The following is a 26,176-nucleotide window of genomic DNA, read 5'->3' as shown; positions in this document are numbered from 1 at the left end:
CGTCCTCACATCCGGAAGACGCCGTAGCCCTCGGCGCCCCTGATCGGTCCACTGTGGATCGCCGACAGGCACAGCCCGAGCACCGTGCGGGTGTCGCGCGGGTCGATCACGCCGTCGTCGTAGAGCCGGCCGGACAGGAACGCCGCCAGGGACTGCTGCTCGATCTGCCCCTCGACCATCCGCCGCATGGCCGCGTCGTGCTCCTCGGCGTACTCCTGCCCCTTCGCCGCCGCCGCCTGCCGCGCCACGATCGACAGCACGCCCGCGAGCTGCGCGGGCCCCATCACGGCCGACTTGGCGTTGGGCCAGGTGAACAGGAACCTCGGGTCGTAGGCCCGGCCGCACATGCCGTAGTTGCCCGCGCCGTAGGACGCGCCCATCACCACGGTCAGGTGCGGCACGCGGCTGTTCGACACGGCGTTGATCATCATCGCGCCGTGCTTGATGATGCCGCCCTGCTCGTACCGGGCGCCGACCATGTAGCCGGTGGTGTTCTGGAGGAACAGCAACGGCGTGTCGCCGCTGTTGGCGAGCTGGATGAACTGCGCCGCCTTCTGCGCCTCCTCGCTGAACAGCACGCCGCGCGCGTTGGCCAGCACCCCGACCGGGTAGCCGTGCAGGTCCGCCCAGCCCGTCACGAGGGCGGCGCCGTAGTCGGGCTTGAACTCGTCGAACCGCGAGCCGTCCACCAGCCGGGCGATCACCTCGCGCGGGTCGAACGGCACGCGCAGGTCCGTCGGCACGAGCCCGAGCAGCTCCTCCTCGTCGAACAGCGGCGGCTCGGCGGGTTTCGGCGCGGGCCCGAGCTTGCGCCGGTTCAACCGGGCCACCACGCGCCGGGTCAGCCGGATCGCGTCGACCTCGTCGGCGGCCACGAAGTCCGCCAGCCCGGACGTGGTGCCGTGCATCCGCGCGCCGCCCAGCGACTCGTCGTCGGACTCCTCGCCGGTAGCCATCTTCACCAGCGGCGGCCCGCCGAGGAACACCTTCGAGCGGTCCTTGACCATGATCACGTAGTCGGACATGCCCGGCACGTACGCGCCGCCCGCCGTGGCGTTGCCGAACACGGCGCTGATCGTCGGGATGCCCGCCGCCGACAGCCGGGTCAGGTCGCGGAACGCCCGCCCGCCGGGGATGAAGATCTCGCTCTGGCTGGGCAGGTCGGCCCCGCCGGACTCGACCAGCCCGATCAGCGGCAGGCGGTTCTGCAGCGCGATGTCGTTGGCGCGGAACGTCTTGCGCAGCGTCCACGGGTTGCTCGCGCCGCCGCGCACGGTGGGGTCGTTGGCCACGATCACGCACTCGACGCCTTCGACCACGCCGATGCCCGTCACCACGCTCGCGCCCACCGGGTAGTCGGTGCCCCAGGCGGCCAGCGGCGACAGCTCCAGGAACGGGCTGTCCGGGTCGACGAGCAGCTCGACGCGCTCGCGCGCCAGCAGCTTGCCGCGCCGGTGGTGCCGCTCGGTGTACTTCGGCCCGCCGCCCGCGAGGGCCTTGGCCTGTTCGGCGTCCAGCTCGGCCAGCTTGGCCAGCAACGCCTCCCTGTTCTCGGCGTAGTCCGGCGACCGGGTGTCCACCGCCGTGCGCAACGTCGTCATGCCGTGTACCCCAATCGCCTGGCCGCCAGCTCGGTCATCACCTCGGTCGCGCCGCCCCCGATGCCGAGGACGCGCGCGTCCCGGTAGTGCCGCTCCACCTCCGCGTCGCGCAGGTAGCCGGCGCCGCCGTGCAGCTGGACGGCGGCGTCCACGACGAACGAGCACGCCTCGACGGCCGCGTTCTTCGCGAAGCACACCTGCGCCACGACCTCCTCGCCCCGCGCCGCCCGCACCGCCACCTCGCGGGTGTAGGTGCGGGCGAGGTCGACGCGCTGCGCCATCTCCACGAGCCGGTGCGCCACGACCTGCCGCGCGATCAGCGGCTTGCCGAACGTCTCCCGCTGCCGGACGTGCGCCACCGCGAGGTCCAGCGCGCGCTGCGCCGTCGCGTACGCCTGCACGGCCAGCGAGATCCGCTCCGCCTGGAACTGCCGCATGACCAGCCCGAACCCGGCGTTCTCCCCGCCCACGAGGTTCGCCACCGGCACGCGGGCGTCCACGAAGGACAGGTCTGCGGTGTCGGAGCAGTGCCAGCCCATCTTCTCCAGCCGCCGGTCCACGCCGAAGCCCGGCGTGCCGCGCTCCACCACGAGGAGGCTGATGCCCTGGAAGCCCGGCCCGCCGGTGCGCACGGCCGTGGTCACGAAGTCCGCCCGCGTCCCGGAGGTGATGAACGCCTTCGCGCCGTTGACGACGTAGTGGTCGCCGTCGCGGCGCGCGGTGGTGCGCAGCGCGGCCACGTCCGACCCGCCACCGGGTTCGGTGATGGCCAGTGACCCGATCAGCTCGCCCGCCAGGGCCGGCCGGGCGAACCGGTCGACCTGCGCCCGGTCGCCCGCGTCCACGATGTGCGGCACCGCGATGCCGTGCGTGAGCAGCCCCGCCACCAGGCCGGACGAGCCGCCCGCCTGGATCAGCTCCTCGGTGACCACGACGGTGTCGAGCAGGTCGCCCGCGCCGCCGACGGACTCGGGGAAGCCGACGCCCAGCAACCCGATCGACGCCGCCGCGCGGTGCAGCGAACGCGGCAGCTCGCCCGCGCGCTCCCACTCGTCCAGGTGCGGCACGACCTCCCGCTCGGTGAACCGCCGCACGGTCGCGCGCAGGTCCCGCCGCTCCGGCGTGTCGAACAGCTCTCCCGTGCTCACAGCAGCTCCTCGGGGACGTCCACGTGCCGGGAGCGCAGCCACTCGCCCAGCGCCTTGGCCTGCGGGTCGAACCGGGTGGAGGAGGCGACGCCGTCGCCGAGCAGGCCGCGCAGCACGAAGTTCAGCGCGCGCAGGTTCGGCAGCTCGTACCGGACGACCTCGCCCGCCTCGGGCAGCAGCTCCTTGAGGCGGGCCACCGTCAGCTCGGCGCGCAGCCACTCGTACCGCGCATCGGTGCGCACCCACACGCCGAGGTTGGCGTCGCCGCCCTTGTCGCCCGACCGCGCGCCGGCGATCGAGCCCAGGGGGACCCTCCTGCGGGGGGCGCTCATACCTCGACCACCTCCCCGCCGGGCAGCACGACCCGGTGCGGCACGGCGTCGCGCGGCACGTACGCGGCCCGGTACACGCCGAACGGGGTGCCGTCTCCGGGCGGCGCGGTGACGTGGAACCCGGGGTAGGACGCCAGGGCCAGCTCGACGCCCGCGCGGGAGAACGCCTTGGCCCGCTTGGGGTCCGCGGTCTTGACCGTGACGTGCAGCAGCGCGCTCGCGGCCTCCTCGGTGTCGGCGTCAACGTGCTCGGTGCGCGCCAGCGCCCACGTCAGGCCGTCCGCGCCGATCGCGTCCTCCAGCTGCCGCCGCACCAGGCCGGCCTTGGCCTCGACGTCCAGTCCGGTCAGCACGAACGTGGTGGAGTTGCGGAACCCGCCGAGGGTGTTGAGGCACACCTTGAGCGTGTCCGGCGGCGGCGAGCCCCGGACGCCGGAGATCCGCACGCCCCGCTCGTGCGGGTCGAGCCGGATCGTGTCGAAGTGGCTGACCACGTCCGGGCCGGGGTAGGCGGGATCGCCGATCTCGTAGAGCAACTGGGCGGTGACCGTGTCGACGGTGACCGCGCCGCCCGTGCCGTCGTGCTTGGTGATCAGCACCGACCCGTCGGCCTCGACCTCCGCGATGGGGAACCCGGGCCGGGTGGCGTCGATCTCGGTGAAGAACGGGTAGTTGCCGCCGGTGGCCTGGGCGCCGCACTCCAGGACGTGCCCGGCGACGGTGGCGCCGGCCAGCCGGTCCCAGTCGTCGCGGTCCCAGCCGAAGTGCGCGGCGGCGGGGCCGACGACCAGCGAGGCGTCGGTGACGCGCCCGGTGACGACGACGTCCGCGCCCGCCTTCAGCGCCTCGGCGATGCCCCACGCGCCGAGGTAGGCGTTGGCGGTCAGCGCGTCGGGGAACTCGGACCGCACGTCGTCGCCGGTCACGTGCGCGACCTTCGCTCCGGTCCCGAGCCCGTCGATCGCCGCCGCCAGGCCCTCGGGGTTCAGCCCCCCGGCGTTGGAGACGATCTTCACGCCGCGCTCCAGCGCCTCGCCGAGGTTGTCCTCCAACTGGCGCAGGAACGTGCGGGCGTAGCCCAGCGCGGGGTCCTTCGCGCGGTCGCGGCCGAGGATCAGCATGGTCAGCTCGGCGAGGTAGTCGCCGGTCAGCACGTCGAGCCGGCCGCCGCGCAGCATCTCGCGCACGGCGGAGAACCGGTCGCCGTAGAAGCCCGAGGCGTTGCCGACGCGGATCACGACCGCTCCCGGCCCGGTCCGGGCGGACCGGCGAACGCCTGCGCGATGGGCAGCCACGCGCTCGCCGTCGGACCGGTGGCGGTGACCGCGAGGTCGTCGCGGTGGCGGCGCTGCGTGGCGAGCAGGCAGAAGTCCAGCGCGGGACCGGTGATCCGGTCCGCGGCCTCCTCGGGGCCCCACGCCCACGGCTCGCCGCCCGGTCCGGTCAGCTCGACGCGCACCGGCTCCTCCGGCACGGGCAGGCCGTTGACCAGGAAGGCGTAGCCGAACGCCCGGAGCGCGATGTGCGCGACGTGCCGGAGCCGCCGGGTGGGTTCGCGGACCACGCCGAGCGCGTCGGCCACGTCCTGGCCGTGCGCCCACGTCTCCATCAGCCGGGCGGTGGCCATGGACGTCGGGCTCATCGGCGGCCCGAACCACGGCACCTTGGCGCCCTGGGGCACGGCGAGCAGCGCGGCGGCCAGCTCCTCGCGGCTCGCCCGCCACTCGTCGAGCGTCACGGGTTCCCGCGCGCCCTCGTCGACCAGGTCGGCCGTGGCCGACTCCAGCGCCTCGGCGAACGCGTCCGGGTCGCGCGCGGCGAGCGCGGCGATCCGGTCCGTCCAGCGCAGGTGGCTGATCTGGTGGGCGATCGTCCAGCCGGCGGCGGGCGTGGGCAGCGACCAGTCGGCGTCCGCGACCAGGTCGTCCAGCACCCCGCTCTCCGCGCGCAGGTCGTCCAGCACTCCGGTGATCACAGCCCGTCCCCTTCCAACGCCGCCTCCAGCATCCGCGCCCAGTGCCGGACGATCCGCCGGCGCCGGTTCCCGTCGTCGGTGAGCTGGTTCGCGAGCGCCAGGCCGCGCACCAGGTCCAGGGTGATCTGCACGGCCTCGCGCACGCCGGGCTTCGCCTCGTCGGCGTTCAGCAGCTCGACGGCCAGCCGGTGCGTCTCGCGCCCGATGCGGGCCTCCAGCGGCACGACCACCGTCCTGAGGTCGGGGTCGGTGCGGGCGGCGACCCACAGTTCGAGGGCGGCGGTGAACAGGTCGCTCGCGTAGAAGTCGGCGATCAGCTCGACCACCGCGACGACGCTGCCGTGCACGGTGCGCGCGCGTTCCTTGAGGTGCAGGACGCTCTCCGCGCCCAGGTGCTCGACCGCGGCGGCGACCAGCTCGCCGCGGGTGCGGAAGTGGTGCAGCTGGGCGCCGCGGGAGACGCCCGCGCGCTCGGCCACCACCGTCGTCGTCGTGCCCGACCAGCCCAGCTCGACGAGGCAGGCGACCGTCGCCTCCATGAGCTTGCGGCGGGTCTCCCGGCTGCGGTCGGCCTGCCGCTGCCTGGTCTCGGGGGCCATGCGGCAGAGTGTTCCGCGCCACTAACAAACAGTCAAGACTGATTGTTAATGACGCGGAGCCCCCTCCGGGACTACCAGCCGCCCTGGACCATCGTCTGGAACAGCCACCTCCCGTCGACCTTGACCAGCAGGTCGCCGTACCGCACGACCTGCGAGAACTCCCCCGCGGTGATGGTCGCGTCGGTGATGACGAACACGAGGTCGGCGTTGACGAAGTGGGGCGTGCGCACCGACTCCATCCGCACGTCCCCCTCCCCCAGCGAGGCGGCCATGTCGGTCAGGAACCGCGCGCGGTCCCACGACCGCGCCGCCCCGTCGGTCACCGCGTTGACCGGGAACAGCGCCTTGTCCGCCATGCCCTCGACGTCCTTGGCCACGGCCAGGGCGTCCCACTCCTCGAACCACGCGAGCACGCCCGCGACGTCCTCGTCGGTCGGCGTGAAACCCGCTCCACTGCTCGGCACGGCACTCATGCAGTACAACGTACCGTACGCCGTACGATGACAGGATGGGACGGTGGTCACTTCACGACGGGCAGTGCTGCGGTGGGCGGGGACGGGTGCGATCGGGGCGGTGGCGGGCGGGACCGGTGGGCCGCCACCGCGGTGGGCGCGATTACGGGCCCGGCTCGCCGGCGGGCTGCTGCTGCCCGGCGACGCCGGCTATGACACGGCCCGCCTGCCGTTCAACAGCCTGTTCGACCACCACCGGCCCGCCGCGATCGCCCGCTGCGCGCACCCGGACGACGTGCGGCACTGCCTGGACGAGGCCCGGCGGTCCCGCCTCCGGGTGGCCGCGCGCGGCGGTGGCCACGGCTACGCCGCCTACTCCACACCGGACGAGGGGCTCGTGGTCGACCTCGCGCCGATGTCCGGGGTCGAGGTGCGCCCGGACGGCACGACCGTCGTCGGCGCGGGCGCCCGGCTGCGCGACGTCTACGCCGCCCTCGGCGCGGCCGGCCGGTGCCTGCCGCTGGGCAACTGCCCGTCGGTCGGCATCGCGGGCCTCACCCTGGGCGGCGGCCTCGGCTGGCTCCACCGCGCGTACGGGTTGACGTGCGACCGGCTGCGGTCGGCGCGGGTCGTCACCCCGGACGGCCACCTGCTCACCGCGTCCGGGGCGAGCGAGCCCGACCTGTTCTGGGCGCTGCGCGGCGGTGGCGGCGGGAACTTCGGCGTCGTCACGTCGTTCGAGTTCGACACCGTCCCCGCCCCGCCGGCGCTGACGGTGTTCCGCGTGCGCTTCCCGGCCGGGTCCGCCGCCGACGTGCTCGGCGCGTGGCAGCCGTGGAGCACCGCCGTGCCGGACGAGTTGTCGAGCACCTGCGTGGTGCTGCCGGACGGCTCGGTCGACCTCACCGGGTGCCGGGTCGGTCCGGTGTCGGCGCTGCGGGCCGAGGTCGCCCGCCTCCTCGACGCGGTCGGCGCCAGGCCGCCGCTGGAGGACGCCGAGGTCGACCTCCCCACCGCGATCGGGATCATGACCGGCGGCCACCCACCCCGCAACGCCTTCCGGGCGTCCTCGCGGATCGCGGACCGGCCGTGGGCCGACCCGGCCGCCGTCGCGGGCACCCTGGACGGCAAGGGCGGCACGCTGCTCATCGTCGCCGCGCTCGGCGGCGCGATCGACCGGGTGGGGCCGCGCGGCACGGCCTACCCGCACCGGGGCTCGGTCACGTCGATCGAGGTGTTCGGCACCGTGGGCGACCGCCCGCCCGCCGAAGTCACCGGCGAGGTCGACGACGTGCAACGCGCCCTCGCACCGCTCGTCGGCACCGGCACGTACGTCAACTACCTCGACCCGCTCCAGCGGGACTGGGCGCAAACCGCGTACCGGCACAACCTGCCCCGGCTGCGCGCGGTGGCGCGGCGCTACGACCCGGACCGCGTGCTGCGCTTCCCCCGCTCCCTCTGACCCCGCCCGACCAGCCCCGAGAGTCCAACCCTCAGGCCGCGAGAGTCCAACGTCCAGGAGCCGAGAGTGCAACGCCCAGGGGCCGAGAGTTGTTTACTCGCGAGTGAAGAACTCAGAGGTCCTGGGCGTTGGACTCTCGCGGCCTGGGGGGTTGGACTCTCGACGGGGATGCCGGTGGGGTCGCGGGCGGGGCGGGTGCGGGCGGGGCGGAGCAGTTGTGGCTGACCAGGCCGTTGGCCACGAAGTCGCCGGTGCCGGTGGTGATGTCGTACAGCGTCCGCGTCACGCCCAGCGACTCCACCGCCACCACGGCCAGCTGCGACGTCACGGGCACCGCCATGCCCTCCACGGCGTTGCCGCGCGTGATGGCCGGTTCGACCAGGTGCAGGAACCGCAGCCGCCCGGCCAGCCCGCCGACGACGCGCAGCCCGCGCACCTCGACCGCGTGCGGCACCGCCAGCCGGGTCAGCGCGAGCGCGGCCGCCTCGAACACGGCGCTGTCCGAACTGGACACCACCAGCTCGCCGCCGGTCGAGCTGCCCCGCGAGTCGAACAGCCCGGCCAGGAAGCCCTTGGACCACCCGTCGCCGGGCGCGGTGGGCCACTCGACCAGGTCGCGGTCGCGCGGCACGTCGCCCGCCGAGAACTCGCGGGCCCGCGCCAGCACGTCCGGGTCGCTGGGCAGGCCCCCGCGCACGACACCCCACAGGTAGCCGTCGCGGTAGTCCCGCACGTGCGCGGGCGGCGCGGCGAACCGGCCCGTGCCGACCAGGCGGGCGCCCTTCACCAGGAAGGGGCGCTCGTCGACGTCGTCGTACCGACCGGGCGTGACGTGCCTCCAGCCCTCGTCGGTGAGGAACCGGTGGTCCCCGCCGGCCACGACCTGCGTGCCGTCGCCCAGCGTCACCCGGTACGCGGGCCTGCTGGTCTTCCAGTGCGCGCGCACCCGCGTGACGACGAACCTGCCGTCCCGCGTGCCGAACACCTCCTGGCCCGCGGCCAGCTCGGCGATCGGCTCGGTGCGCCCGTCGGCCAGCAGCACGGGCGTGTCGCCCGCCAGGCAGTGGGCGAGGGCGGATTCGGCGCGCACCCCGTGGGACGAGACGTCGTCGGGATCGGGGGTTCGTACGCTGCGGACCAGTCCCGGCAACCCCGGTGGAACCTGCTGCCGGTCCGCCCCGTCCTCCTGCCCGTCGCATCGCATAGCCCCATTCGAACACGTGTTCGAATCATGGTCAAATGGAGTCGCCTTGTCCCTGCTGGACCTGATCCTGTGGCCGTTCACCACCCCGGCCGTCACCTTCGCGGGCGTCACCACGAGCTGGGGCGAGGTGGCCGGCTTCGTCACGGGCGCGCTGTGCGTGTGGCTGGTCGCCCGTCAGAACCCGCTCAACTGGCCGATCGGCATCCTCAACAACCTCGCCTTCCTGGTGCTGTTCGCGACCAGCGGCCTGTACGCGGACTCCGGTCTCCAGGTCGTCTACATCGCACTCGCGCTCTACGGCTGGTGGGCGTGGTTGCGCGGTGGCGCGGAGCGCACCGCCCTGCCGGTCGGCCGGACCACGCGCGCCCAGTGGTGGTGGCTCGCGGCGGCGGGCGCGGCGGGGACCCTGCTGCTGGTGTGGGTGCTCACGTCGTTCACCCCCTCGACCGTGCCGTGGGCGGACTCGATCACCACCGTGCTCTCCCTGCTCGCCACCTGGGGCCAGACCCGCAAGAAGGTCGAGTGCTGGTGGCTGTGGATCGCGGCGGACGTCGTCTACGTCCCGTTGTACGCCTACAAGGACCTGTGGCTGACCGCGATCCTCTACGTCGGCTTCATGGCCCTGTGCGTGCTGGGCCTGCGCAACTGGACGAAGGCGCTGCGCGAGGACGAGCGGGTCGCGGCGTGACGGACTTCGACCACGCGCTGGTGCTCGGCAAGTTCTACCCCCCGCACGCGGGGCACCACCACCTCGTCCGCACCGCCGCCGCGCGCAGCGCGCGCACCACGGTGACCGTGCTGGCGTCGCACGTCGAGTCGATCCCGGTCGCCGACCGGGTGGCGTGGCTGCGCGCCGAGCACGCCGGGACGCCCGGCCTGGTCGTCCTCGGCGACGTCGACGACCACGAGATGGACTTCGACAGCGACGAGGTGTGGGAGCTGCACATGGGCGTCGCGCGGGCGGTGCTCGCGCGCCGGGCGATCCTGGACGGCGACCCGGCGTCGGCCGCCGTGGACGCGGTGTTCTCCAGCGAGCGCTACGGCGATGAGATGGCCGAGCGGCTCGGCGCCCGGCACGTGCCGGTCGACCCGGACCGGGGGGCGCACCCGGTGTCCGGCACCGCGATCCGGGCGGACCCGCGGGCGAACTGGGCGCACCTGGCGCCCGCCACCCGGGCGGGCCTGTGCGCCCGGATCGTGGTGCTCGGAGCCGAGAGCACCGGCACGACGACGCTGTCGCGACAACTCGCGGCGCACCTCGACGCGCCCTGGGTACCCGAGTACGGCCGACTCCACACCGAGCACAAGCTGGCCGCCGCGCGGGCGTTCGACCCGGCCGCGTCCGCCGATCGTCTGGTGTGGACGGTCGGTGACTTCCAGGACGTGGCCGAGAGGCAGGAGGAGTTGGTCCGCGCCGCCTCCACCGGGCCGGTCGTGGTGTGCGACAACGACGCGTGGGCGGCCACGGTCTGGGGTCACCGCTACCTCGGCGCGGCCCGCGACGACATCGCGCCGGACGCCCGCCGCCCCGCCCTGTACCTGCTGACCGACCACGTCGGCGTGCCGTTCGAGCAGGACGGGTGGCGGGACGGCGAGCACCTGCGCGCGTGGATGACCGGGCTGTTCCAGGAGGGCCTGGCGGCGCGGGGCGTGCCGTGGCGGTTGGTCACCGGAACACCGGACCAGCGGCTGCGGCAGGCCCTCGAAGCCTGCGGGGAGGCGGTCGCCCGGCACTTCCGGTTCACCGACCCGCTGGGATGACGCGGCTCCCGGGCTCGGGCGGTCGCCACGACCGGCTGTCCGCATGACGGACACCGCGGGTCGATCGGGCAGTATGTGAGCCGTGCAAGCCAAGGACCTGATCGCCGCGCACGGCCACGGCCACGGGCGGCCCACCGGCCCCGCGTCCCACCAGGTGCGGCGGTTGCTGCTGGTCCTGCTGCTGCCGCTCGTGCTGGCGACCGTCGTGGGCACGTTCCTGCTCTACCCGTTCGGGCACGACCAGCGCACCGGCGCGGAGGCCGGCATCACGCAGGTGCCGGTGCTCGGCGAGGTCACCGCGGTGGTCGGCGGCGGCTGCGGACCGGACACCGGTCAGCCCGGCGCGACCGGGTGCGTGCTGGTGTCCGTGCGGATGACCGACGGCGCGGCGGCCGGCCGCGACGTCCGGGTGCCCGTGCCCGACCAGCCGACGACGCCGGAGTTCGCGGTCGGCGACCAGGTGGTGCTGTCGTTCGGCGGCGGTGACCCCGACGACAGCGCGTCCTACCAGCTCGTCGACTTCCAGCGGGGCACGCCGCTGCTGCTGCTGGCCGTGCTGTTCGTGGCGGCCGTGCTGCTGCTGGGGCGGTGGCGCGGGCTGGCCGCGCTGGGCGCGCTGGCGTTGAGCTTCGTGGTGCTGGTGGTGTTCGTGCTGCCCGCGATCCTGGCCGGCGAGAACCCGCTGACCGTGGCCGTGGTCGGCGCGGGGCTGATCATGTTCGTGGTGCTGTACCTGACGCACGGGGTGTCCGCGCGCACGTCCACCGCCGTGCTGGGCACGCTGGTGAGCCTCGCGCTGATCTGCCTGCTCGGCGTGGCGTTCTCCGCGTTCGGCAAGCTCACCGGCCTCGACCAGGAGACCGGGAACCTGGTGGCCGTGCTGGGGCACGGCATCGACACCCGCGGCCTGCTGCTGGCCGGGACGGTCATCGGCGCGCTGGGCGTGCTGGACGACGTCACCGTGACGCAGACCAGCGCGGTGTGGGAGCTGCGGCGGGCCAACCCGTCGCTGGGGTTCCGCGACCTGTACGCGGCGGGGTCGCGGATCGGCCGCGACCACCTGTCGTCCGTGGTGAACACCCTGGTCATGGCGTACGCGGGCGCGGCGCTGCCGCTGCTGCTGGCGTTCTCGCTGTCGGGCCGCACCCTGGGCGAGATCCTGACCGCGCAGGAGGTGGCGCAGGAGGTCGTGCGGACCCTGGTGGGCAGCATCGGCCTGGTGGCGGCCGTCCCGATCACCACCGCCCTGGCCGCGTGGGTGGCGGGCCGCGAGGAGGTGCCCGCCACCGCCGCGACGCCCGACCCCCGGGACGAACCCGGGGACGAGCCGCAGGACGACCCGGAGGACGACGGGCCCACCGGGACCGCGGCCTGGAGCGCGCGGGTGACGGGCGACCTGCGCACCGGCTACGACCCCGCGAAGGGCCCCTGGCGACGGCCGGCCCGGGTGACCGCTAGCGAGCGAGCAGCACGAGCAGCAGAGCGACCGCGGCGGGCACGGACTGCACGAACAGGATTCGACGACTGACCGTCGCCGCGCCGTACACCCCGGCGACGACGACGCAGACCAGGAAGAACACGGCGAACGCGAAACCGACCGACCCGCCGGCCACGATCGCGAAGACCAGGCCGGCGGCGAGGAACCCGTTGTAGAGGCCCTGGTTGGCCGCCAGCACCTTCGAGGCGGCGGCGAACTCCTCCGTGGTCCCGAACGCCGCGCGGCCGCGCGGGGTGTTCCACAGGAACATCTCCAGCACCACGATGTAGAGGTGGATTGCCGCGACGAGCGCGGTCAGGACGTCAGCGGCGATCTGCACGGGCGTCACCCTAACCGGACGGCGGCGACTAGGTTGTCCGGTGTGGGACGACTGCGGAAGACCGATGCGACCATCACGAGGGAGGTGGACTCGGGCATCGCGGAACTCGTCCCCGACCAGGACGTCCCCCGCGCCTGGGTGCTGCGCCTCAACGGCACCCCGCAGTCGCACGTCGACCTGGACGACCCGACGCACCTGGAGTTCGAGTACCTGCGCCGCCTCGGCCACGTCGCCGACCTGGTGGCCCCCGAGGGCGACCCGATCCGGGCCGTGCACCTGGGCGGCGGGGCCCTCACCCTCCCCCGCTACATCGCCACGACCCGCCCCCGCTCCACCCAGCAGGTCGTGGAGATCGACGCGGCGCTGGTCGACCTGGTGCGCGGCGTCCTCCCGCTGGACCGGAACTGGCGCATCCGCATCCGCACCGGCGACGCGCGGGCCGTGCTGGTCCGGGCGCCCGAGGACACCTTCGACCTGATCGTCACCGACGTCTTCGCCGGCGCGCGCACCCCGGCCCACCTCACGTCGGTCGAGTTCGTGCGCCAGGCGTCGCGGGCGCTGCGCGCGGGCGGCGTCTACGCGGCCAACATCGGCGACGGCGGCCCGCTCACCTTCGCCCGCGCCCAGGCGGCCACCGTGCGCGCCGTGTTCCCGCACGTGTGCGTCCTGGCCGAACCGACCGTGTTCCGCGGCAGGCGCTTCGGCAACTTCGTCCTGGTGGCCTCGCACACCGAGCTGCCGGTGGCCGCCCTGACCCGCCGCACGGCCGGCGACCCGTTCCCTGGCCGGGTCGAGCACGACGCCTCGTTGACCCGCTTCATCGGCGGCCTGCCGCCGACGACGGACGCGACGGCCACCCTGTCCCCGTCCCCGCCCAAGGGCACGTGGGGCCTGCCGGACGACTGACCGGTCACGACGGCTCATCGGGAACGCCCGCTTCGACCGCATCGGCGGCCCGGCCGCGCCTCGGTGGTCTCCGCTCGCGTCGGGCAGCGCCGATCAGCTCCGCCAAAGCCCGGATGATCTCCGGCCGCTGGGCCGGCGCCGTCCCGCGCAGGGCGATCAGGCTGACCACGACGACGGCCAGGGCGGGTATCGCCGCAGCCAGGGCGACACCGATACCGAGAGAAGACAAGTCCAACGGACACCTCGCGTCCCTCACTCCGGTCGAGCGAGGCGCGCAGGCGTCAGCTCGACCAGTCCGACGACTGGTTTGAGCTGAGCAACCTGCCCGGCGGAGGTTTCTCAGACAGGACTCGAAAGCCCTGGTGGTCCTGGTCCGATGTTCTCCCGGGACGACATGGTCGTCGTGGACGGTGCGAAAGGTCTCCTCCGCGGCCGCGAGGCCACCGCCGACACCGGGCGAGGCTGGTCGACGCCGGGGTCGACCTGTTGTTCCTCTGCCGTGTTGACGACATCGACGTTCTAGGGAGTACTCCCCTTCCGGGTGGTGCACGATCCAGTGTGCCGGCAACCCGCCGGACGAGCGGCGGCCGAGTGGGTGATGGGCATGGTGATCCGGGCGCACCGGACGAACGACGAGGCTCAGTCCGGCCAGGCCGTTCCGGTGGAACCGCGCCACTCGATCCGCGCGATCGTGCTCGACCCGGACGACCGCGTCCTGCTCGGCCGCCACAGGACCGGCGACGGCGTCGTGTGGGCGGCTCCCGGCGGCGGGGTCGAGCCCGGTGAGACGCTCGCGCGACCTCGTCACGCCGCCGGCCGCGCTGATCGCGGGCGGTCCGCCGGCGCGCCCCGTGGTGCTGGGCGTGTGAACCGCGGCGGACGTGCCGCTGCGACGCGCACGGCCTTGAGCGCGGTCCGGGGCCCCCGCCGAGTCGTCGTCGCCGCTCAGCCGGTACCCGCCGGACCTGCCTTCCTAGTCGCTCAGCGTCGACACGAACCGGGAGATGGCGTCCGGGTTGAGCTTCTGCGCCAGCCGGCCGCCCGGGGCGAGCGCGGCGAGCTTGTAGAGCGGCCGGTCCCCGTAGGCGAGGCCGCGGGCCTCGGCGCGCAACTGGGCGACCAGCAGCTCGGAGAAGACGAGCCCCGGCGGGTCGCCCCGACCCGCGAGGACGTTCGCCAGCGTGCGCAGCGGCAGGATCCCCTGCTCCTTGCCACCCGTTCCCGCGTAGATGGCGAGGGCCAGGTTGATGGCCTTGCCGCCGCCGCGCGCGAAGAGGCCCACGGTGCGCGCCCCGCGCACGTCGGTGACCAGCAGGTCGAGCCGGTCCGCGGTGCGCAGGTCCACCGAGCGGGTGCCGAACGCCCGGACCGACAGCACCGTGCCGTCCAGCCGCACGTGCCGCCGGGCCTCGGCCACGGCCAGCAGCGCGAGCGGCACGAAGAAGATCGCGGCCGTGACCAGGCCGGCGGTGCGGCCCGCGAGCAGCCCCATCAACCCGCCGAACGCGGCGGCGACGACGAGCGCGCCGATCGTGACCGTCCAGGCGCGCTTGCGCACCGTCTTCGGGTCCAGCAGGTCGAGGGGGATGCTCTCGCTCACCGGCCCAACGCCTCCACCACCGAGATCACGGCGTCCACCAGCGGCACGGAGCGCTGGTCGCCCGTCGCCAACTCCTTGAGCTGCACGACACCGGCCTCGATGTCGCGCTCGCCGAGCACGAGGGCGAACCGGGCACCCGAGCGGTCGGCGCCCTTCATCGCGCCCTTGAGCCCCTTGCCGCCGTACGCCAGGTCGAAGCGCACGCCCGCCTCGCGCAGCGGCGCGGACAGGGCGACCAGGCGGGACTTCGCCACCTCGCCCAGCGGCACGCCGTACACGTCGCAGCGCGCCGGGTCGCCCGGCACGACGCCCTCGACCTGGCACGCCAGCAGCGCGCGGTCCACACCCAGGCCGAAGCCGACGCCGGACAGCGGCTGCCCGCCCAGCTGCTCCATCAGGCCGTCGTAGCGCCCGCCGCCGCCGATGCCGGACTGCGCGCCCAGCCCGTCGTGCACGAACTCGAACGTCGTCTTCGTGTAGTAGTCGAGGCCGCGCACCATCCGCGGGTTCTCGGTGAACTTCACGCCCAGGTCGTTCAGGTAGCCCTTGACGGCCTCGTAGTGGGCCAGCGACCCGGCCGACAGGTTGTCCACCATCAGCGGCGCGTCGGCGACCAGCTCGCGCACCTCGGGCCGCTTGTCGTCGAGCACGCGCAGCGGGTTGATCTCCGCGCGGCGGCGGGTGTCGTCGTCCAGGGGCAGCGCCGCCAGGAACGCCTGGAGCTTCTCCCGGTACTGCGGGCGGCACGTCGAGTCGCCCAGCGAGGTCAGCTCCAACCGGAAACCGGTGAGCCCCAGGGCGCGGAACCCGGCGTCGGCGACCGCGATGACCTCGGCGTCCAGCGCCGGGTCGTCCACGCCGACCGCCTCGATCCCGACCTGGTGGAACTGCCGGTAGCGGCCCGCCTGCGGCTGCTCGGCGCGGAAGAACTGGCCCGCGTAGGCGAGCTTCACGGGCAGCTGCCCGCGGTCCAGGCCGTGCTCGATGACGGCGCGCATCACGCCCGCCGTGCCCTCGGGCCGCAACGTGATGGACCGGCCGCCGCGGTCGGTGAAGGTGTACATCTCCTTGCTGACCACGTCGGTCGACTCGCCGACGCCGCGCGCGAACAGCGCGGTGTCCTCGAAGACGGGCAGCTCGACGTAGCCGTAGCCGGCGCGCCGGGCGGAGTCGACGAGCGTGTCGCGGACCGCCAGGAACGACGCGGAGGCCGGCGGGAAGTAGTCGGGCACGCCCTTGGGCGCGGAGAAAGGAGTAGCGGGGGAAGGAGTAGCGGGGGAGCTCGTCACGGTGTCTCTACAGTCCTCGGTGCGGTGCGGCCGGCGCGTCGGGGGAACCCAGTCCCAGCAGGAACGGGTTGCTCGCGCGCTCGCGGCCGATGGTCGTCGTGGGCCCGTGGCCGGGCAGCACCACCGTGTCGTCCGCCAGCGTCAGCACCTTCGTGCGCAACGACGTCAGCATCTCGCGGTGGTCCCCGCCCGGCAGGTCGGTGCGCCCGATGGAGCCGGCGAAGAGGGTGTCGCCGGACAGCACGAGCCGTCCGCCCTCCCCGGTGCCGGCGCGGAACATCACCGACCCGCCGGTATGGCCCGGTGTGTGGTCGACGGTGAGCTTCAGGCCGGCCAGGTCCAGCTCCGCCCCGTCGGTCAGCTCGCGCACCTCGCGCGGCTCGCGCATCTCCAGGTTCCCGCCGAAGAACGCCCGCGACTCGGCGCTGATGCCCTTGAGCGGGTCCGACAGCATCTCGCGGTCGCGGGGGTGCACCCAGGCGGGCACGTCGTTGCCGTCGCAGACGGGCGCCACGGAGAACGAGTGGTCGAAGTGCCCGTGGGTGAGCAGCACGGCGACGGGCGACAGCCGGTGCTCGCGCAGCGCGTCGGCGATCGGCTCCTCGGCCTCCTGGCCGGGGTCGACCACCACGCACGGCCCGCCCGCACCCGTGGCCAGCAGGAAGCAGTTGGCCTGGAGGGCCCCGGTCGGGAACCCGATCACGAGCACGGGAGCACCTCTCGACGGCAACGGATCGACAACGGATCACTGCGGACCCCGCCACCAGCCTATCCGCCACACGCCGGCTATATACGTGCCCCCTAGACTGCTCACCGATCGTCGCCGTCGACGCAGAGACCAGGGAGGGTGCGAGGTGCCGACCAACGTGCAGCGCCGCGAGCAGGCCAAGCGGAAGCTGGAACGCCAGCTCGTCCGCCGGGCGGAGCGCGCGAAGCGGCGCCGGATGTTCGCCGTCGTGGGTACCGTCGTGGCGGTCGTCGTGGTCGCGGGCGGTGTCTACTTCCTCGCCACGGCCGACTTCGGCGGCGGCGGCGACGACGCGGCCGCGGCCAGCTCCGACGCGCCCGCCCCCATCACCATCCCCACCGAGGTCAAGGCGCTCCCGACCCGGCCCACCCCCCTCGCGGACCCCGCGAGCTGCGAGTACCGGCCGTCGACGGAGCCCGCCTCGAAGGAGGGCACGAAGGCCCCCGAGGGCACCGGCATCGCCGCCTCCGGCACCGTGCAGGCCACCATCAAGTCGAACGTCGGCGACCTGAACCTCACGCTGGACCGCGCGCTCGCGCCGTGCGCCGTGAACAGCTTCGTCAACCTGGCCAAGCAGGGCTACTACGACGGCAGCACGTGCCACCGCATCGGCACCCAGGGCCTCCAGATGCTCCAGTGCGGCGACCCGACGGGCACCGGTTCCGGCGGCCCCGGCTACGCGTTCGACAACGAGACGTGGCCCGAGCTGACCTACGGCCGCGGCTACCTGGCGATGGCGAACGCCGGGACGGACGAGGCGACCCAGAAGGGCACGAACGGCAGCCAGTTCTTCATCGTCTACGGCGACGCGCAGCTCTCGCCGGACTACTCGGTCTTCGGCAGCATCGACGAGGCGGGCCTGAAGCTGATCGACGAGGTCGCCCGCGCGGGCCACGACGGTTCGTTCGACCCGTCGCCCGGTGGCGGCAAGCCGAACAAGGAAGTGAAGTTCGAGTCGGTCAGCGTCGCCTGACGGACCGGACCGCGCAGGACCGGCGGACCGCTTCGGACACGCGGGGGCCCCGTACCCGGGAGAGGGGTGCGGGGCCCTCGCGTCTTCCCCGTCGGCTGTGGGGGCCGACACGGCGGATGGTCCCACCGGCCGATGACGTTCCGCTGACGCGCCGGACGGGCGCGCCCGCATCCGCGCGGGTCGGACGACCAGGCGCGCCGACCGGCCGCTTACGGGCGACGACGGACGAGGTCGGCCAGGCCGAGACTCGCCACGTCCTCGTACTCCGAGAGCCGCTGGCGCAGCGCGAACCGTCGTTCGGCCAACTCGCCGACAGCCCTCCTCGAACGCCGTTCTTCCACACCCAGGGCGAAAAGGACGAAGAGAAAGAACAGCGAAGTACCGAAATACCAGAGGGAATTGTCGCGGAACACCCCGGCCAACATCAGGGCGCCGGCCGGCAACGTGACCAGCAGACCGGACATCCAGACAACGATGTTCTTGCGCCCCCTGCGCTCGACAGCGGCGTTGGCCTCCCGCAGTTCCTCCCGCAACTTGCCGACCGTGACCTCAACGGGTTGTCGCAGCACGTCGGCCTGCTTCTCGGCCCACGCGTCCAAGTCTGCCGCCAACTCGTCGTGCAGGACGGTCCGCAGCACGCGCATCACCGCGACGGTGTGTTCGTTGCCGAACTCGAAGTCCAACGCCAGCCTCCGCCGCGCATAAGCCCGCACCACGTCGGCGTCCCACGGGATCGGCGGCGCATAGCGGACGATCTCCAAGAACTCGCTGAACGACTTCGCGAATTCCGGCAGCATCTTGTTCAGCACGATCCAGGTCCGCGAGTACGCGACGCTCTCCCCCAGCAACGCCTTCAGCCGCTCGACCCCGGCCGCCGACATCGGGTCGTACTCGCTGACGATGAGCACCCGGTCCGACACGTCCGGTCGGAGCGCGTGCCGCGCGTACTCGTCGGCTCCTGCCTGGGCGTCCAGCAGCACCAGGTCGTACTGTTCGCGGGCGAAGTCGAGGGCGGCGCTGAGCCGCCGCTCGTACGCGCTCACCGACACGTCCTCGGAGTTCGCGCCGACGAACGACGCGGGCAGCAGGTCGACCCCCTGCCCGACGCTCACCACCGACCTCTCCGGGCTGACCGGGTGCTCGACGTCGAACAGGCCCGCCCGCTCAGGGGCTTCGTGGCGCGTCGCGACGACCTGGGACAGGTAGAGCAGCGTGAGGCCGTTGGTCGCCGCATCTGTGTCCACGACCAGCACCCGCTTGCCGAGCCGGCCCACGAAGGCGGCCAGGCTCGCGGTCAGCATCGTCTTCCCGGAACCGCCCTTAGCGCTGGCGAGGCACACCACCCTGGCGGTCAATTCTCCACCTCTCCCGGCGCGGGCGCCGTTTCCAACCACTCGTGCGCGGCCTGGCGATTCGTCCGGATGGCCACGCGCGCGGCCTCGTCGGCGAAGCCCGGCAGCCCCGTGATCACCTTGAGGACTTCGCCGACGACCTGCTGGTCGGTCTGGGCCATCTTGAGGAGCGCGTCGAGGCGGATCACCAGGTCCTTCGTGCGCTGGTGCTCGGCCATCAGCGCCTGCGTCCCCGCGGCCAGGTACCCGGCGTTCGCGCACGGATCGGTCTGGTAGACCGTGTAGAGCGCGCGGAAGTTGACCATCATGGTGTCGTTCGCCTGGTTCAGGCTGAACAACGCCGCCTTGATCTGCTCGACGTGCGAGCGCTCCAGGTTGCCGGACACCTGTTGCAGGACGTCCAGCCCGGCGGCCGTCCGCTTCCCCGACTCCCGTAGCTCCAGCGGGAAGGCGTCGTCGACGTCGCGGTGGACGTACTTGACGGACCCGTCGCGGCACTTGACCTTGTAGCGCTTCGACCAGGGTAAGGGCATGGGTCCTCACGACGATGTGGCAGCGGCACTGCTGCCATCGACATCGCCAGGAGGACCCGGCCCGTTAGCCCGTCAGGAAGCGGACGTCACGCGGTAGACGTCGTAGACGCCCTCCACCGAGCGGACCGCCTTGAGCACGTGGCCCAGGTGCTTCGGGTCGCCCATCTCGAACGAGAACCGCGACACCGCGACCCGGTCGCGCGACGTCGTCACGGACGCCGACAGGATGTTGACCTTCTCGTCGGCCAGCACCTTCGTCACGTCCGACAGCAGGCGGTGCCGGTCGAGGGCCTCCACCTGGATGGCGACCAGGAACACCGAGGAGGACGACGGCGCCCACTCGACGTCCAGCAGCCGCTCCGGGGTCTGGAGCAGCTCGTCGGCGTTCGTGCAGTCCGTGCGGTGCACCGACACGCCACCACCTCGGGTGACGAAGCCGAGGATGTCGTCACCGGGCACGGGCGTGCAGCAGCGGGCCAGCTTGACCCACACGTCGGACGCGTCCTTGACGATGACGCCCGCGTCGCCGGTGACCCTGCGGCGGGCGACCGTGGACGGGGTGGAGCGGTCGGCCAGCTCCTCCTCGGCGTGGTCGACGCCGCCCAGCTGGGCCACGAGCCGCTGCACGACGTGCCGGGCGGAGGTGTGGCCCTCGCCGACCGCCGCGTACAGCGCGGACACGTCCGGGTAGTGCAGCTCCTTCGACAGGGCGCCCATGGAGTCGGCCGAGACGAGTCGCTGGAGCGGCAGCCCGACGCGGCGGACCTCCTTGGCGATGGCGTCCTTGCCGACCTCGATGGCCTCTTCCTTGCGCTCCTTCGCGAACCACTGCTTGATCTTGGCCTTGGCGCGCGGGGAGGCGGCGAACGACAGCCAGTCGCGGGACGGGCCCGCTCCCTCGGCCTTCGAGGTGAAGATCTCGATGACCTCGCCGTTCTCCAGCTTCCGCTCGAGGGCGACGAGGCGGCCGTTGACCCGGGCGCCGATGCAGCGGTGACCGACCTCGGTGTGCACGGCGTACGCGAAGTCGACCGGGGTGGAACCGGTCGGCAGCGTGACGACATCCCCCTTGGGGGTGAACACGAAGATCTCGCGCGCGGCGAGGTCGAAGCGCAGCGACTCCAGGAACTCGCCGGGGTCGGCGGCCTCGCGCTGCCAGTCGAGCAGCTGGCGCATCCAGGCCATCTCGTCGACCTCGACGCCCTTGCCGCTGTGCGTGCCGCGCGTCTCCTTGTACCGCCAGTGCGCCGCGATGCCGTACTCGGCGGTGCGGTGCATGTCGTAGGTGCGGATCTGCACCTCCAGCGGCTTGCCGTCCGGGCCGATCACGGTCGTGTGCAGCGACTGGTAGACGCCGAACCGGGGCTGGGCGATGTAGTCCTTGAACCGGCCGGGCATCGGCTGCCACAGCGCGTGCACCACGCCCATCGCGGCGTAGCAGTCGCGCACCTCGTCGACCTGGATGCGCACGCCCACCAGGTCGTGGATGTCGTCGAAGTCGCGGCCCCGGACGATCATCTTCTGGTTGATCGAGTAGTAGTGCTTCGGCCTGCCCTCGACCTTGGCCGTGATGCGGGCGCCCTCCAGCTGCGACGACAGCTCGTTGATCACGCCGCTGAGGTAGGTGTCGCGGGACGGCGCGCGGTTGGCGACCAGGCGCACGATCTCGTCGTACTTCTTCGGCTGGAGGATGGCGAACGCCAGGTCCTCCAGTTCCCACTTCACCGTCGCCATGCCGAGCCGGTGGGCCAGCGGGGCCAGCACCTCCAGGGTCTCGCGGGCCTTGCGGGCCTGCTTCTCCGGCGGCAGGAAGCGCATGGTGCGCATGTTGTGCAGCCGGTCGGCGAGCTTGATGACCAGGACGCGCGGGTCCTTGGCCATGGCGATGACCATCTTGCGGATGGTCTCCGCCTCGGCCGCCGCGCCCAGCTTGACCTTGTCGAGCTTGGTCACGCCGTCCACGAGCAGCGCGACCTCGGTGCCGAAGTCGACGCGCAGCTGGTCCAGCGAGTAGTCGGTGTCCTCGACCGTGTCGTGCAGCAGGGCGGCGACCAGCGTGGTCGTGTCCATGCCCAGTTCGGCGAGGATCGTCGCCACCGCCAGCGGGTGGGTGATGTAGGGGTCGCCGGACTTCCGCCGCTGCGGCCGGTGCTTCTCCTCGGCGACGTCGTAGGCGTGCTGGAGCAGCGCCAGGTCGGCCTTCGGGTGCAGGTCGCGGTGCACGGCCGCCAGCGGTTCGAGCACCTGCTTGACCGGCGCGGCGCGCTGGGCGGTGATGCGCCGTGCCAGTCGGGCTCGCACGCGCCTGGTGGCCGACGGCGGCCGTGCCGCCGCGGGCACGGGCTCCGCCGACTGCGCGGGTTCGGTGTCCTGGCTCAACCACGCTCCTCGGGTCTAGGAACCGAGGATAACTCCGCATGGCGAATCGGCCGCGCGGCGAACCGACGAACGGCGCGGTTCACACGGTGAGCAGCAGCTGTGATTCGGCCCGACAGGTCGGACGCACACCTTGCCGACCTGCGTGGACACGCTCCCAGTCACGATCCGGGCAAGCTTGCGCAACCGTCCCCGCCAGGGGGCCCCTGCTTTCATCTTGCCGGCGGGGACCGACAGGAACACGGTCACCGGCGGTCACCGCGTCGAACCGGCCGCGCACGGCGGGCGGTTCCCCGGCCCCCGACGGCGAACAGCCAGGCCCGGGTGGCGGTCGACCGTCACCCGGGCCTGGCCGGAACCTTCGTGGAGGAGCTAGACGGTGAGCAGGGCGTCGACCCGGTGCCCGGCGAGCCGTTCCCGGCCGCCCAGCCCGGGGATCTCCAGCACCACGGACACCCCCGTCACCACCCCGCCGGCCTTCTCGACCAGCTCGCACGCCGCCACGGCCGTGCCGCCGGTCGCCAGCACGTCGTCGACCACCACGACGTGCTGCCCCGGCGTGATGGACCCGGCGGGCAGTTCGAGGGTCGCCTCGCCGTACTCCAGCGCGTACGACACGCGGTGGGTGACGGAGGGCAGCTTGCCCGGCTTGCGCAGCGGCACGACGCCGTAGCGCCAGCCGTAGCCGAGGGCGGCGCCCAGCAGGAAGCCGCGCGACTCGACGGCGGCCACCAGCTGGGTGTCCGGGTGGATCCGGTCCTGGAGGGCGTCGACCACGGCGCGCAGGGCGTCCGGGTCGGCGAGGACCGGCGTGAGGTCCCGGAAGACGACCCCCGGCAGGGGGAAGTCCGGGACCTCACGCAGGAGCCCCAGGGCTCGGTCGAGCTTCAACGGTGCTTCTTGCCGGTCGGGCGGCGACGGGCGTCGGACGACCTGGCCGTGCGGGACGGCGCGCCCGCCGCGGCGGCCATCGCCTTCTCCTTGCGCAGCTCGGCGGCCAGCGACTCGTCGTCCGTGGACTCCACGACGCCGGTGTCGGCCACGCTGCCGCCGGTGACGGCCTCGCCGCTCGCCTTGCGGGCGAGGTTGTCGCGACGGGCCTTCACCCGGGCGGCCTGCGCCTTGTACTTCGGATCGCGCATCTTGATGTCCACCGCGATCGGCGTGGCGATGTAGATGGACGACAGCGCGCCGATGGCGATGCCGACGAGCTGCACGAGCGCCAGGTCCTTCAGCGTGCCGACGCCGAGCAGGCCGACGCCGATGGCGAGCAGGCCGAGCACCGGCAGCAGCGCGATCAGCGAGGTGTTGATCGACCGCATCAGGGTCTGGTTGACGGCCAGGTTGGCCGCCTCGCCGTAGGTGCGGCGGGTCAGGCCCAGGATGCCCCGGGTGTTCTCCTTGACCTTGTCGAACACCACCACCGTGTCGTACAGCGAGAAGCCGAGGATGGTGAGCAGGCCGACCACCGTGGCGGGCGAGACCTCGAAGCCGATCAGCGAGTAGATGCCCGCCGTGATCACCACGTCGTGCGCCACCGCGACCAGGGCGGCGACCGCCATGGCCAGCTCGAAGTACAGCGCCAGGAAGATCGCCACGGCCAGGAAGAACACGCCCAGCGCGATCAGCGCCTGGGTGGTGATCTCACCGCCCCAGGACGCGGAGACGGCGCTGTCGCTGATGGTGCCGATCCCGCCCTCGGGCTTGAGGTCGTCGTTCAGCGCCGCCTTGACGGTGGCGATCTCGTCGGCGCTCAGCGTCTCGGAGCGGACCTGGACGGTCGCCGAGTCGCCGGTGCCGACCGTCTGGGCGGAGGTCGCCTCCTTGTCGATCGCCCGCTGGAAGCTCTCCTTGACCGCGTCCGTCGTGATGGTGCCGGACGCGCTCTGCGCGGGCATCTGGATGCGCGTGCCACCGGTGAAGTCGATGCCCAGGTTGAAGCCCTTGAGCACGATCAGCAGGATGCAGGCCAGCAGGACCGCGCCGAAGATCGCGTACCAGCGCTTGCGCTTGCCGACGATGTCGAAGGCGCCGTTGCCGACGTAGAGCCGCTTGAAGATCCCGAGCTTCTTGCCCTCGGCCACGTCAGGCCCCCTTCACGGCAGTGCCCTTGGCCGCGCGGTCCGCGACGGCCGCCTGGACGGCCTCGCCCAGACCGGACAGCTTCGGGTTGGACAGCTTCTTCGACTTGGAGACCATCGCCACGAGCGGGTGCGTGACCAGGAAGACCACGATCAGGTCGAGGACGGTCGACATGCCCAGCGTGAACGCGAAGCCCTTCACCTGGCCGACGGCGATCACGTAGAGGATCGCCGAGGCGAGGAAGCTCACCGCGTCCGCCGAGAGGATCGTGCGGCGGGAGCGGACCCACGCGCGGGGCACGCCGGACCGGAACGACCGGCCCTCCCGCACCTCGTCCTTGAGCCGTTCGAAGAACACCACGAACGAGTCCGCGGTGATACCGATGGCGACGATGAACCCGGCGATGCCGGCGAGGTCGAGGGTGAACCCGATCCAGCGGCCGAGGAGGACCAGCACCGCGTAGATGACCACGGCCGACAGGATCAGCGACAGGATCGTCAGCACGCCCAGCAGGCGGTAGTAGATCAGGCAGTAGACGAACACCAGCGCGAGGCCGATGCCGCCCGCGATCAGACCGGCCTTCAGCGAGGCCAGGCCCAGCGTCGCGGACACCGTCTCGGCCTCGGAGGGCTCGAACGACAGCGGCAGCGAGCCGTACTTCAGCACGTTGGCGAGGCTGTTCGCCTCCGCCTGGTTGAACTGGCCGCTGATCTGGGTGTTGCCGCCCAGGATCGGCTCGTTGATGTTCGGCGCGGACACGACCTGGCTGTCCAGGACGACCGCGACCTGCTGCGAGACGTTCGCCGAGGTGAACTTGCCCCACTTGTCGCCGCCGGAGGACTTGAACGTCAGGTCGACGACGAAGCCCGCGCCCTGCGGGTTGACGCCGGAGACGGCGTTGGAGACGTCCTCACCGGTCAGCCGCGAGTAGAGGCTGTAGTCGTCGTCCTTGACGCTGCCGTCGTTCGGCGGGTTCACCGGGGCCAGCACGTACTTCTCGGTGCGGTCCTGGTCGCAGGTCAGCAGCGGCAGCGACGGGTCGTCGTTGCCGATCAGCGGGTCGATCGTGGGGCAGGTGAACGCGGTGAGCGCCTGCTGGACGGTCTGCGCGTCCAGCGTGGTCAGCTGCGGGTCCTGCCGGCAGGTCCGGGACTCCTCGATGGCCTTGGTCGGGTCCTCGGAGTACTGGCCCGCGAACACCGCGCGGCAGTCGACCTGCGGCTCGGTGGGCGCGTTGGGGTCCGTCGGCTGCGCGTTGGGGTCCGTAGGCGCGTTGGGGTCCGTCGGCTGCGCGTTCGGGTCCGCCGGCTGGCCCTCCACCATCGGGGCCGGGCGGCCCTGGGCGGTGGTCGTCGCCGGCGCGGAACCCGCGGTCTCCGACGCCGGGGCGCTGCCCGTCGTGGAGGGCGCGGCCGACCCGGAGGTGCTGGGCGGCGCGCTGCCGGTGGTGGACGGCTCCGGGGCCGGCGCGTTGGGCAGCGGCGAGCCGACCACCTTGCGGAAGTTCAGCTTCGCCGTCTGGCCGAGGCGCTTGGCGCCCTCGCTGTCCGACCCGGGGACCGTGATCACCAGGTTGGTGCCGTCGCGGACGACCTCGGCGCCGGAGACACCGAGGCCGTTGACGCGCGTCTCGATGAGCGTGCGCGCCTGGTTGAGCGCCTCGTCGGTCGGCGTTTGGCCATCAGGAGCCCGGGCGGTCAGCGTGACACGGGTGCCACCCTGCAGGTCGATGCCGAGCTTGGGGGTCGCCTTGCCGTTCCCGGTGAAGAACACCAGGGAGTACAGCGCGACCACGATGAGGACAAATGCGCCCAGGTACTTCGCGGGGCGGATTTGCCCGGCCGGAGGTGCCACGGTCCGTCCGTCTCCTGATAGTTGACAAGGTCAGCGATGGCGCAGCGTACCCCTGATTGTGTGAGCTGCGCGTCACTGCCTGGAGTCGGCACGTTCACAGTTGCCGGCTCCA

The 26,176-nt window shown here is 72.7% G+C and carries 23 protein-coding genes and 2 pseudogenes; 7 read left to right on the top strand and 18 right to left on the bottom strand.

The window, feature by feature from the left end; translation table 11 throughout:
• Positions 1-5: 5 nt before the first annotated feature.
• From J2S66_RS02075 to J2S66_RS02050, 6 genes and pseudogenes are all read right to left on the bottom strand, one after another.
• The gene (locus J2S66_RS02075; protein ID WP_310303043.1) at positions 6-1,601 is read right to left on the bottom strand and encodes an acyl-CoA carboxylase subunit beta; all 1,596 of its coding nucleotides are present in this window, start codon (positions 1,599-1,601) and stop codon (positions 6-8) included.
• Positions 1,598-2,749, bottom strand: a complete 1,152-nt coding sequence (locus J2S66_RS02070; RefSeq protein WP_310303040.1) for an acyl-CoA dehydrogenase family protein — start codon at positions 2,747-2,749, stop codon at positions 1,598-1,600. The genes J2S66_RS02075 and J2S66_RS02070 overlap by 4 nt, the downstream gene beginning before the upstream one ends.
• A pseudogene (locus J2S66_RS02065) lies at positions 2,746-4,319 on the bottom strand (acyclic terpene utilization AtuA family protein). Before J2S66_RS02065 ends, J2S66_RS02070 begins: the two are co-directional and overlap by 4 nt.
• The gene (locus J2S66_RS02060) at positions 4,316-5,056 is read right to left on the bottom strand and encodes a TIGR03084 family metal-binding protein (protein WP_310303037.1); all 741 of its coding nucleotides are present in this window, start codon (positions 5,054-5,056) and stop codon (positions 4,316-4,318) included. The pseudogene J2S66_RS02065 and the gene J2S66_RS02060 overlap by 4 nt, the downstream one beginning before the upstream one ends.
• Positions 5,053-5,655, bottom strand: coding sequence for a TetR/AcrR family transcriptional regulator (locus tag J2S66_RS02055; protein WP_310303035.1), 603 nt, complete (start codon positions 5,653-5,655; stop codon positions 5,053-5,055). Before J2S66_RS02055 ends, J2S66_RS02060 begins: the two co-directional genes overlap by 4 nt.
• Positions 5,656-5,726: 71 nt before the next feature.
• Positions 5,727-6,128, bottom strand: coding sequence for a nuclear transport factor 2 family protein (locus J2S66_RS02050; protein WP_310303033.1), 402 nt, complete (start codon positions 6,126-6,128; stop codon positions 5,727-5,729).
• Positions 6,129-6,171: 43 nt separating this feature from the next.
• Here J2S66_RS02050 and J2S66_RS02045 point away from each other — a divergent pair, with 43 nt between their 5' ends.
• Positions 6,172-7,569, top strand: a complete 1,398-nt coding sequence (locus J2S66_RS02045; protein ID WP_310303030.1) for an FAD-binding oxidoreductase — start codon at positions 6,172-6,174, stop codon at positions 7,567-7,569.
• A 112-nt stretch (positions 7,570-7,681) separates the two neighbouring features.
• On the opposite strand, the gene J2S66_RS02040 is transcribed toward J2S66_RS02045, so the two are convergent.
• On the bottom strand, positions 7,682-8,659 hold the full coding sequence (locus J2S66_RS02040; RefSeq protein WP_310303028.1) for an intein-containing protein: 978 nt from the start codon (positions 8,657-8,659) through the stop codon (positions 7,682-7,684).
• Positions 8,660-8,819: 160 nt separating this feature from the next.
• Between J2S66_RS02040 and pnuC the strand changes: the two genes are divergently transcribed.
• From pnuC to J2S66_RS02025, 3 genes are all read left to right on the top strand, one after another.
• A complete protein-coding gene (gene pnuC, locus J2S66_RS02035; RefSeq protein WP_310303026.1) occupies positions 8,820-9,461 on the top strand; it encodes a nicotinamide riboside transporter PnuC in 642 nt (213 codons plus the stop codon).
• The gene (locus J2S66_RS02030) at positions 9,458-10,534 is read left to right on the top strand and encodes an AAA family ATPase (protein ID WP_310303024.1); all 1,077 of its coding nucleotides are present in this window, start codon (positions 9,458-9,460) and stop codon (positions 10,532-10,534) included. Before pnuC ends, J2S66_RS02030 begins: the two co-directional genes overlap by 4 nt.
• Before the next feature lie 82 nt (positions 10,535-10,616).
• The gene (locus J2S66_RS02025; RefSeq protein ID WP_310303023.1) at positions 10,617-12,062 is read left to right on the top strand and encodes a YibE/F family protein; all 1,446 of its coding nucleotides are present in this window, start codon (positions 10,617-10,619) and stop codon (positions 12,060-12,062) included.
• Here J2S66_RS02025 and J2S66_RS02020 read toward each other — a convergent pair.
• Positions 11,989-12,351 (bottom strand): DUF1304 domain-containing protein, encoded by a 363-nt coding sequence (locus tag J2S66_RS02020; RefSeq protein WP_310303021.1) that lies wholly within the window; start codon positions 12,349-12,351, stop codon positions 11,989-11,991. The two genes, J2S66_RS02025 and J2S66_RS02020, sit on opposite strands and share 74 nt — an antisense overlap.
• Positions 12,352-12,393: 42 nt before the next feature.
• On the opposite strand from J2S66_RS02020, the gene J2S66_RS02015 reads away from it, so the two are divergent.
• Entirely contained in the window at positions 12,394-13,257 is an 864-nt protein-coding gene (locus J2S66_RS02015; RefSeq protein WP_310303019.1) for a spermidine synthase, read from the top strand.
• A 4-nt stretch (positions 13,258-13,261) separates the two neighbouring features.
• Here J2S66_RS02015 and J2S66_RS02010 read toward each other — a convergent pair whose 3' ends face one another.
• Positions 13,262-13,486, bottom strand: coding sequence for a hypothetical protein (locus tag J2S66_RS02010; protein ID WP_310303017.1), 225 nt, complete (start codon positions 13,484-13,486; stop codon positions 13,262-13,264).
• Positions 13,487-13,855: 369 nt separating this feature from the next.
• Here J2S66_RS02010 and J2S66_RS02005 point away from each other — a divergent pair.
• Positions 13,856-14,038, top strand: a pseudogene (locus J2S66_RS02005) (hypothetical protein); the annotation flags it as partial.
• Positions 14,039-14,230: 192 nt separating this feature from the next.
• Here J2S66_RS02005 and J2S66_RS02000 read toward each other — a convergent pair.
• Genes J2S66_RS02000 through J2S66_RS01990 form a run of 3 tightly spaced genes read right to left on the bottom strand, consistent with a single transcriptional unit; the run spans position 14,231 to position 16,855 of the window.
• Entirely contained in the window at positions 14,231-14,857 is a 627-nt protein-coding gene (locus J2S66_RS02000) for a hypothetical protein (RefSeq protein ID WP_310303015.1), read from the bottom strand.
• Entirely contained in the window at positions 14,854-16,146 is a 1,293-nt protein-coding gene (gene hisS / locus J2S66_RS01995) for a histidine--tRNA ligase (protein ID WP_310303013.1), read from the bottom strand. The genes J2S66_RS02000 and hisS overlap by 4 nt, the downstream gene beginning before the upstream one ends.
• A gap of 7 nt (positions 16,147-16,153) precedes the next feature.
• Positions 16,154-16,855: an MBL fold metallo-hydrolase gene (locus J2S66_RS01990; RefSeq protein ID WP_310303012.1), complete on the bottom strand. Its 702-nt coding sequence runs from the start codon at positions 16,853-16,855 to the stop codon at positions 16,154-16,156.
• A gap of 145 nt (positions 16,856-17,000) precedes the next feature.
• Between J2S66_RS01990 and J2S66_RS01985 the strand changes: the two genes are divergently transcribed.
• Complete coding sequence (locus J2S66_RS01985; protein ID WP_310303011.1) at positions 17,001-17,867, top strand: peptidylprolyl isomerase; 867 nt, start codon at positions 17,001-17,003, stop codon at positions 17,865-17,867.
• A gap of 209 nt (positions 17,868-18,076) precedes the next feature.
• Here J2S66_RS01985 and J2S66_RS01980 read toward each other — a convergent pair whose 3' ends face one another.
• The 6 genes from J2S66_RS01980 to secD all read right to left on the bottom strand — a co-directional run bounded on the left by J2S66_RS01980 (position 18,077) and on the right by secD (position 26,064).
• Positions 18,077-19,222 (bottom strand): ParA family protein, encoded by a 1,146-nt coding sequence (locus J2S66_RS01980; RefSeq protein WP_310303009.1) that lies wholly within the window; start codon positions 19,220-19,222, stop codon positions 18,077-18,079.
• Positions 19,219-19,752 carry a hypothetical protein gene (locus J2S66_RS01975; RefSeq protein WP_310303007.1) on the bottom strand — a complete coding sequence of 178 codons (534 nt, stop codon included), beginning with the start codon at positions 19,750-19,752 and terminating at the stop codon, positions 19,219-19,221. Before J2S66_RS01975 ends, J2S66_RS01980 begins: the two co-directional genes overlap by 4 nt.
• Positions 19,753-19,824: 72 nt before the next feature.
• Positions 19,825-22,131: a RelA/SpoT family protein gene (locus tag J2S66_RS01970; RefSeq protein WP_310303005.1), complete on the bottom strand. Its 2,307-nt coding sequence runs from the start codon at positions 22,129-22,131 to the stop codon at positions 19,825-19,827.
• A 369-nt stretch (positions 22,132-22,500) separates the two neighbouring features.
• Positions 22,501-23,019, bottom strand: a complete 519-nt coding sequence (locus tag J2S66_RS01965; RefSeq protein WP_310303003.1) for an adenine phosphoribosyltransferase — start codon at positions 23,017-23,019, stop codon at positions 22,501-22,503.
• Complete coding sequence (gene secF, locus J2S66_RS01960) at positions 23,016-24,212, bottom strand: protein translocase subunit SecF (protein ID WP_310303001.1); 1,197 nt, start codon at positions 24,210-24,212, stop codon at positions 23,016-23,018. Before secF ends, J2S66_RS01965 begins: the two co-directional genes overlap by 4 nt.
• Before the next feature lies 1 nt (position 24,213).
• Positions 24,214-26,064 carry a protein translocase subunit SecD gene (secD, locus tag J2S66_RS01955; protein WP_310302999.1) on the bottom strand — a complete coding sequence of 617 codons (1,851 nt, stop codon included), beginning with the start codon at positions 26,062-26,064 and terminating at the stop codon, positions 24,214-24,216.
• Positions 26,065-26,176 lie beyond the last annotated feature (112 nt).

It is taken from the genome of Saccharothrix longispora, assembly GCF_031455225.1.
GTDB classification, from domain to species: Bacteria; Actinomycetota; Actinomycetes; order Mycobacteriales; family Pseudonocardiaceae; genus Actinosynnema; species Actinosynnema longispora.
The sequence above is the reverse complement of the archived record's forward strand: the minus strand, read 5'-3'. Positions and strand labels throughout refer to the sequence as shown.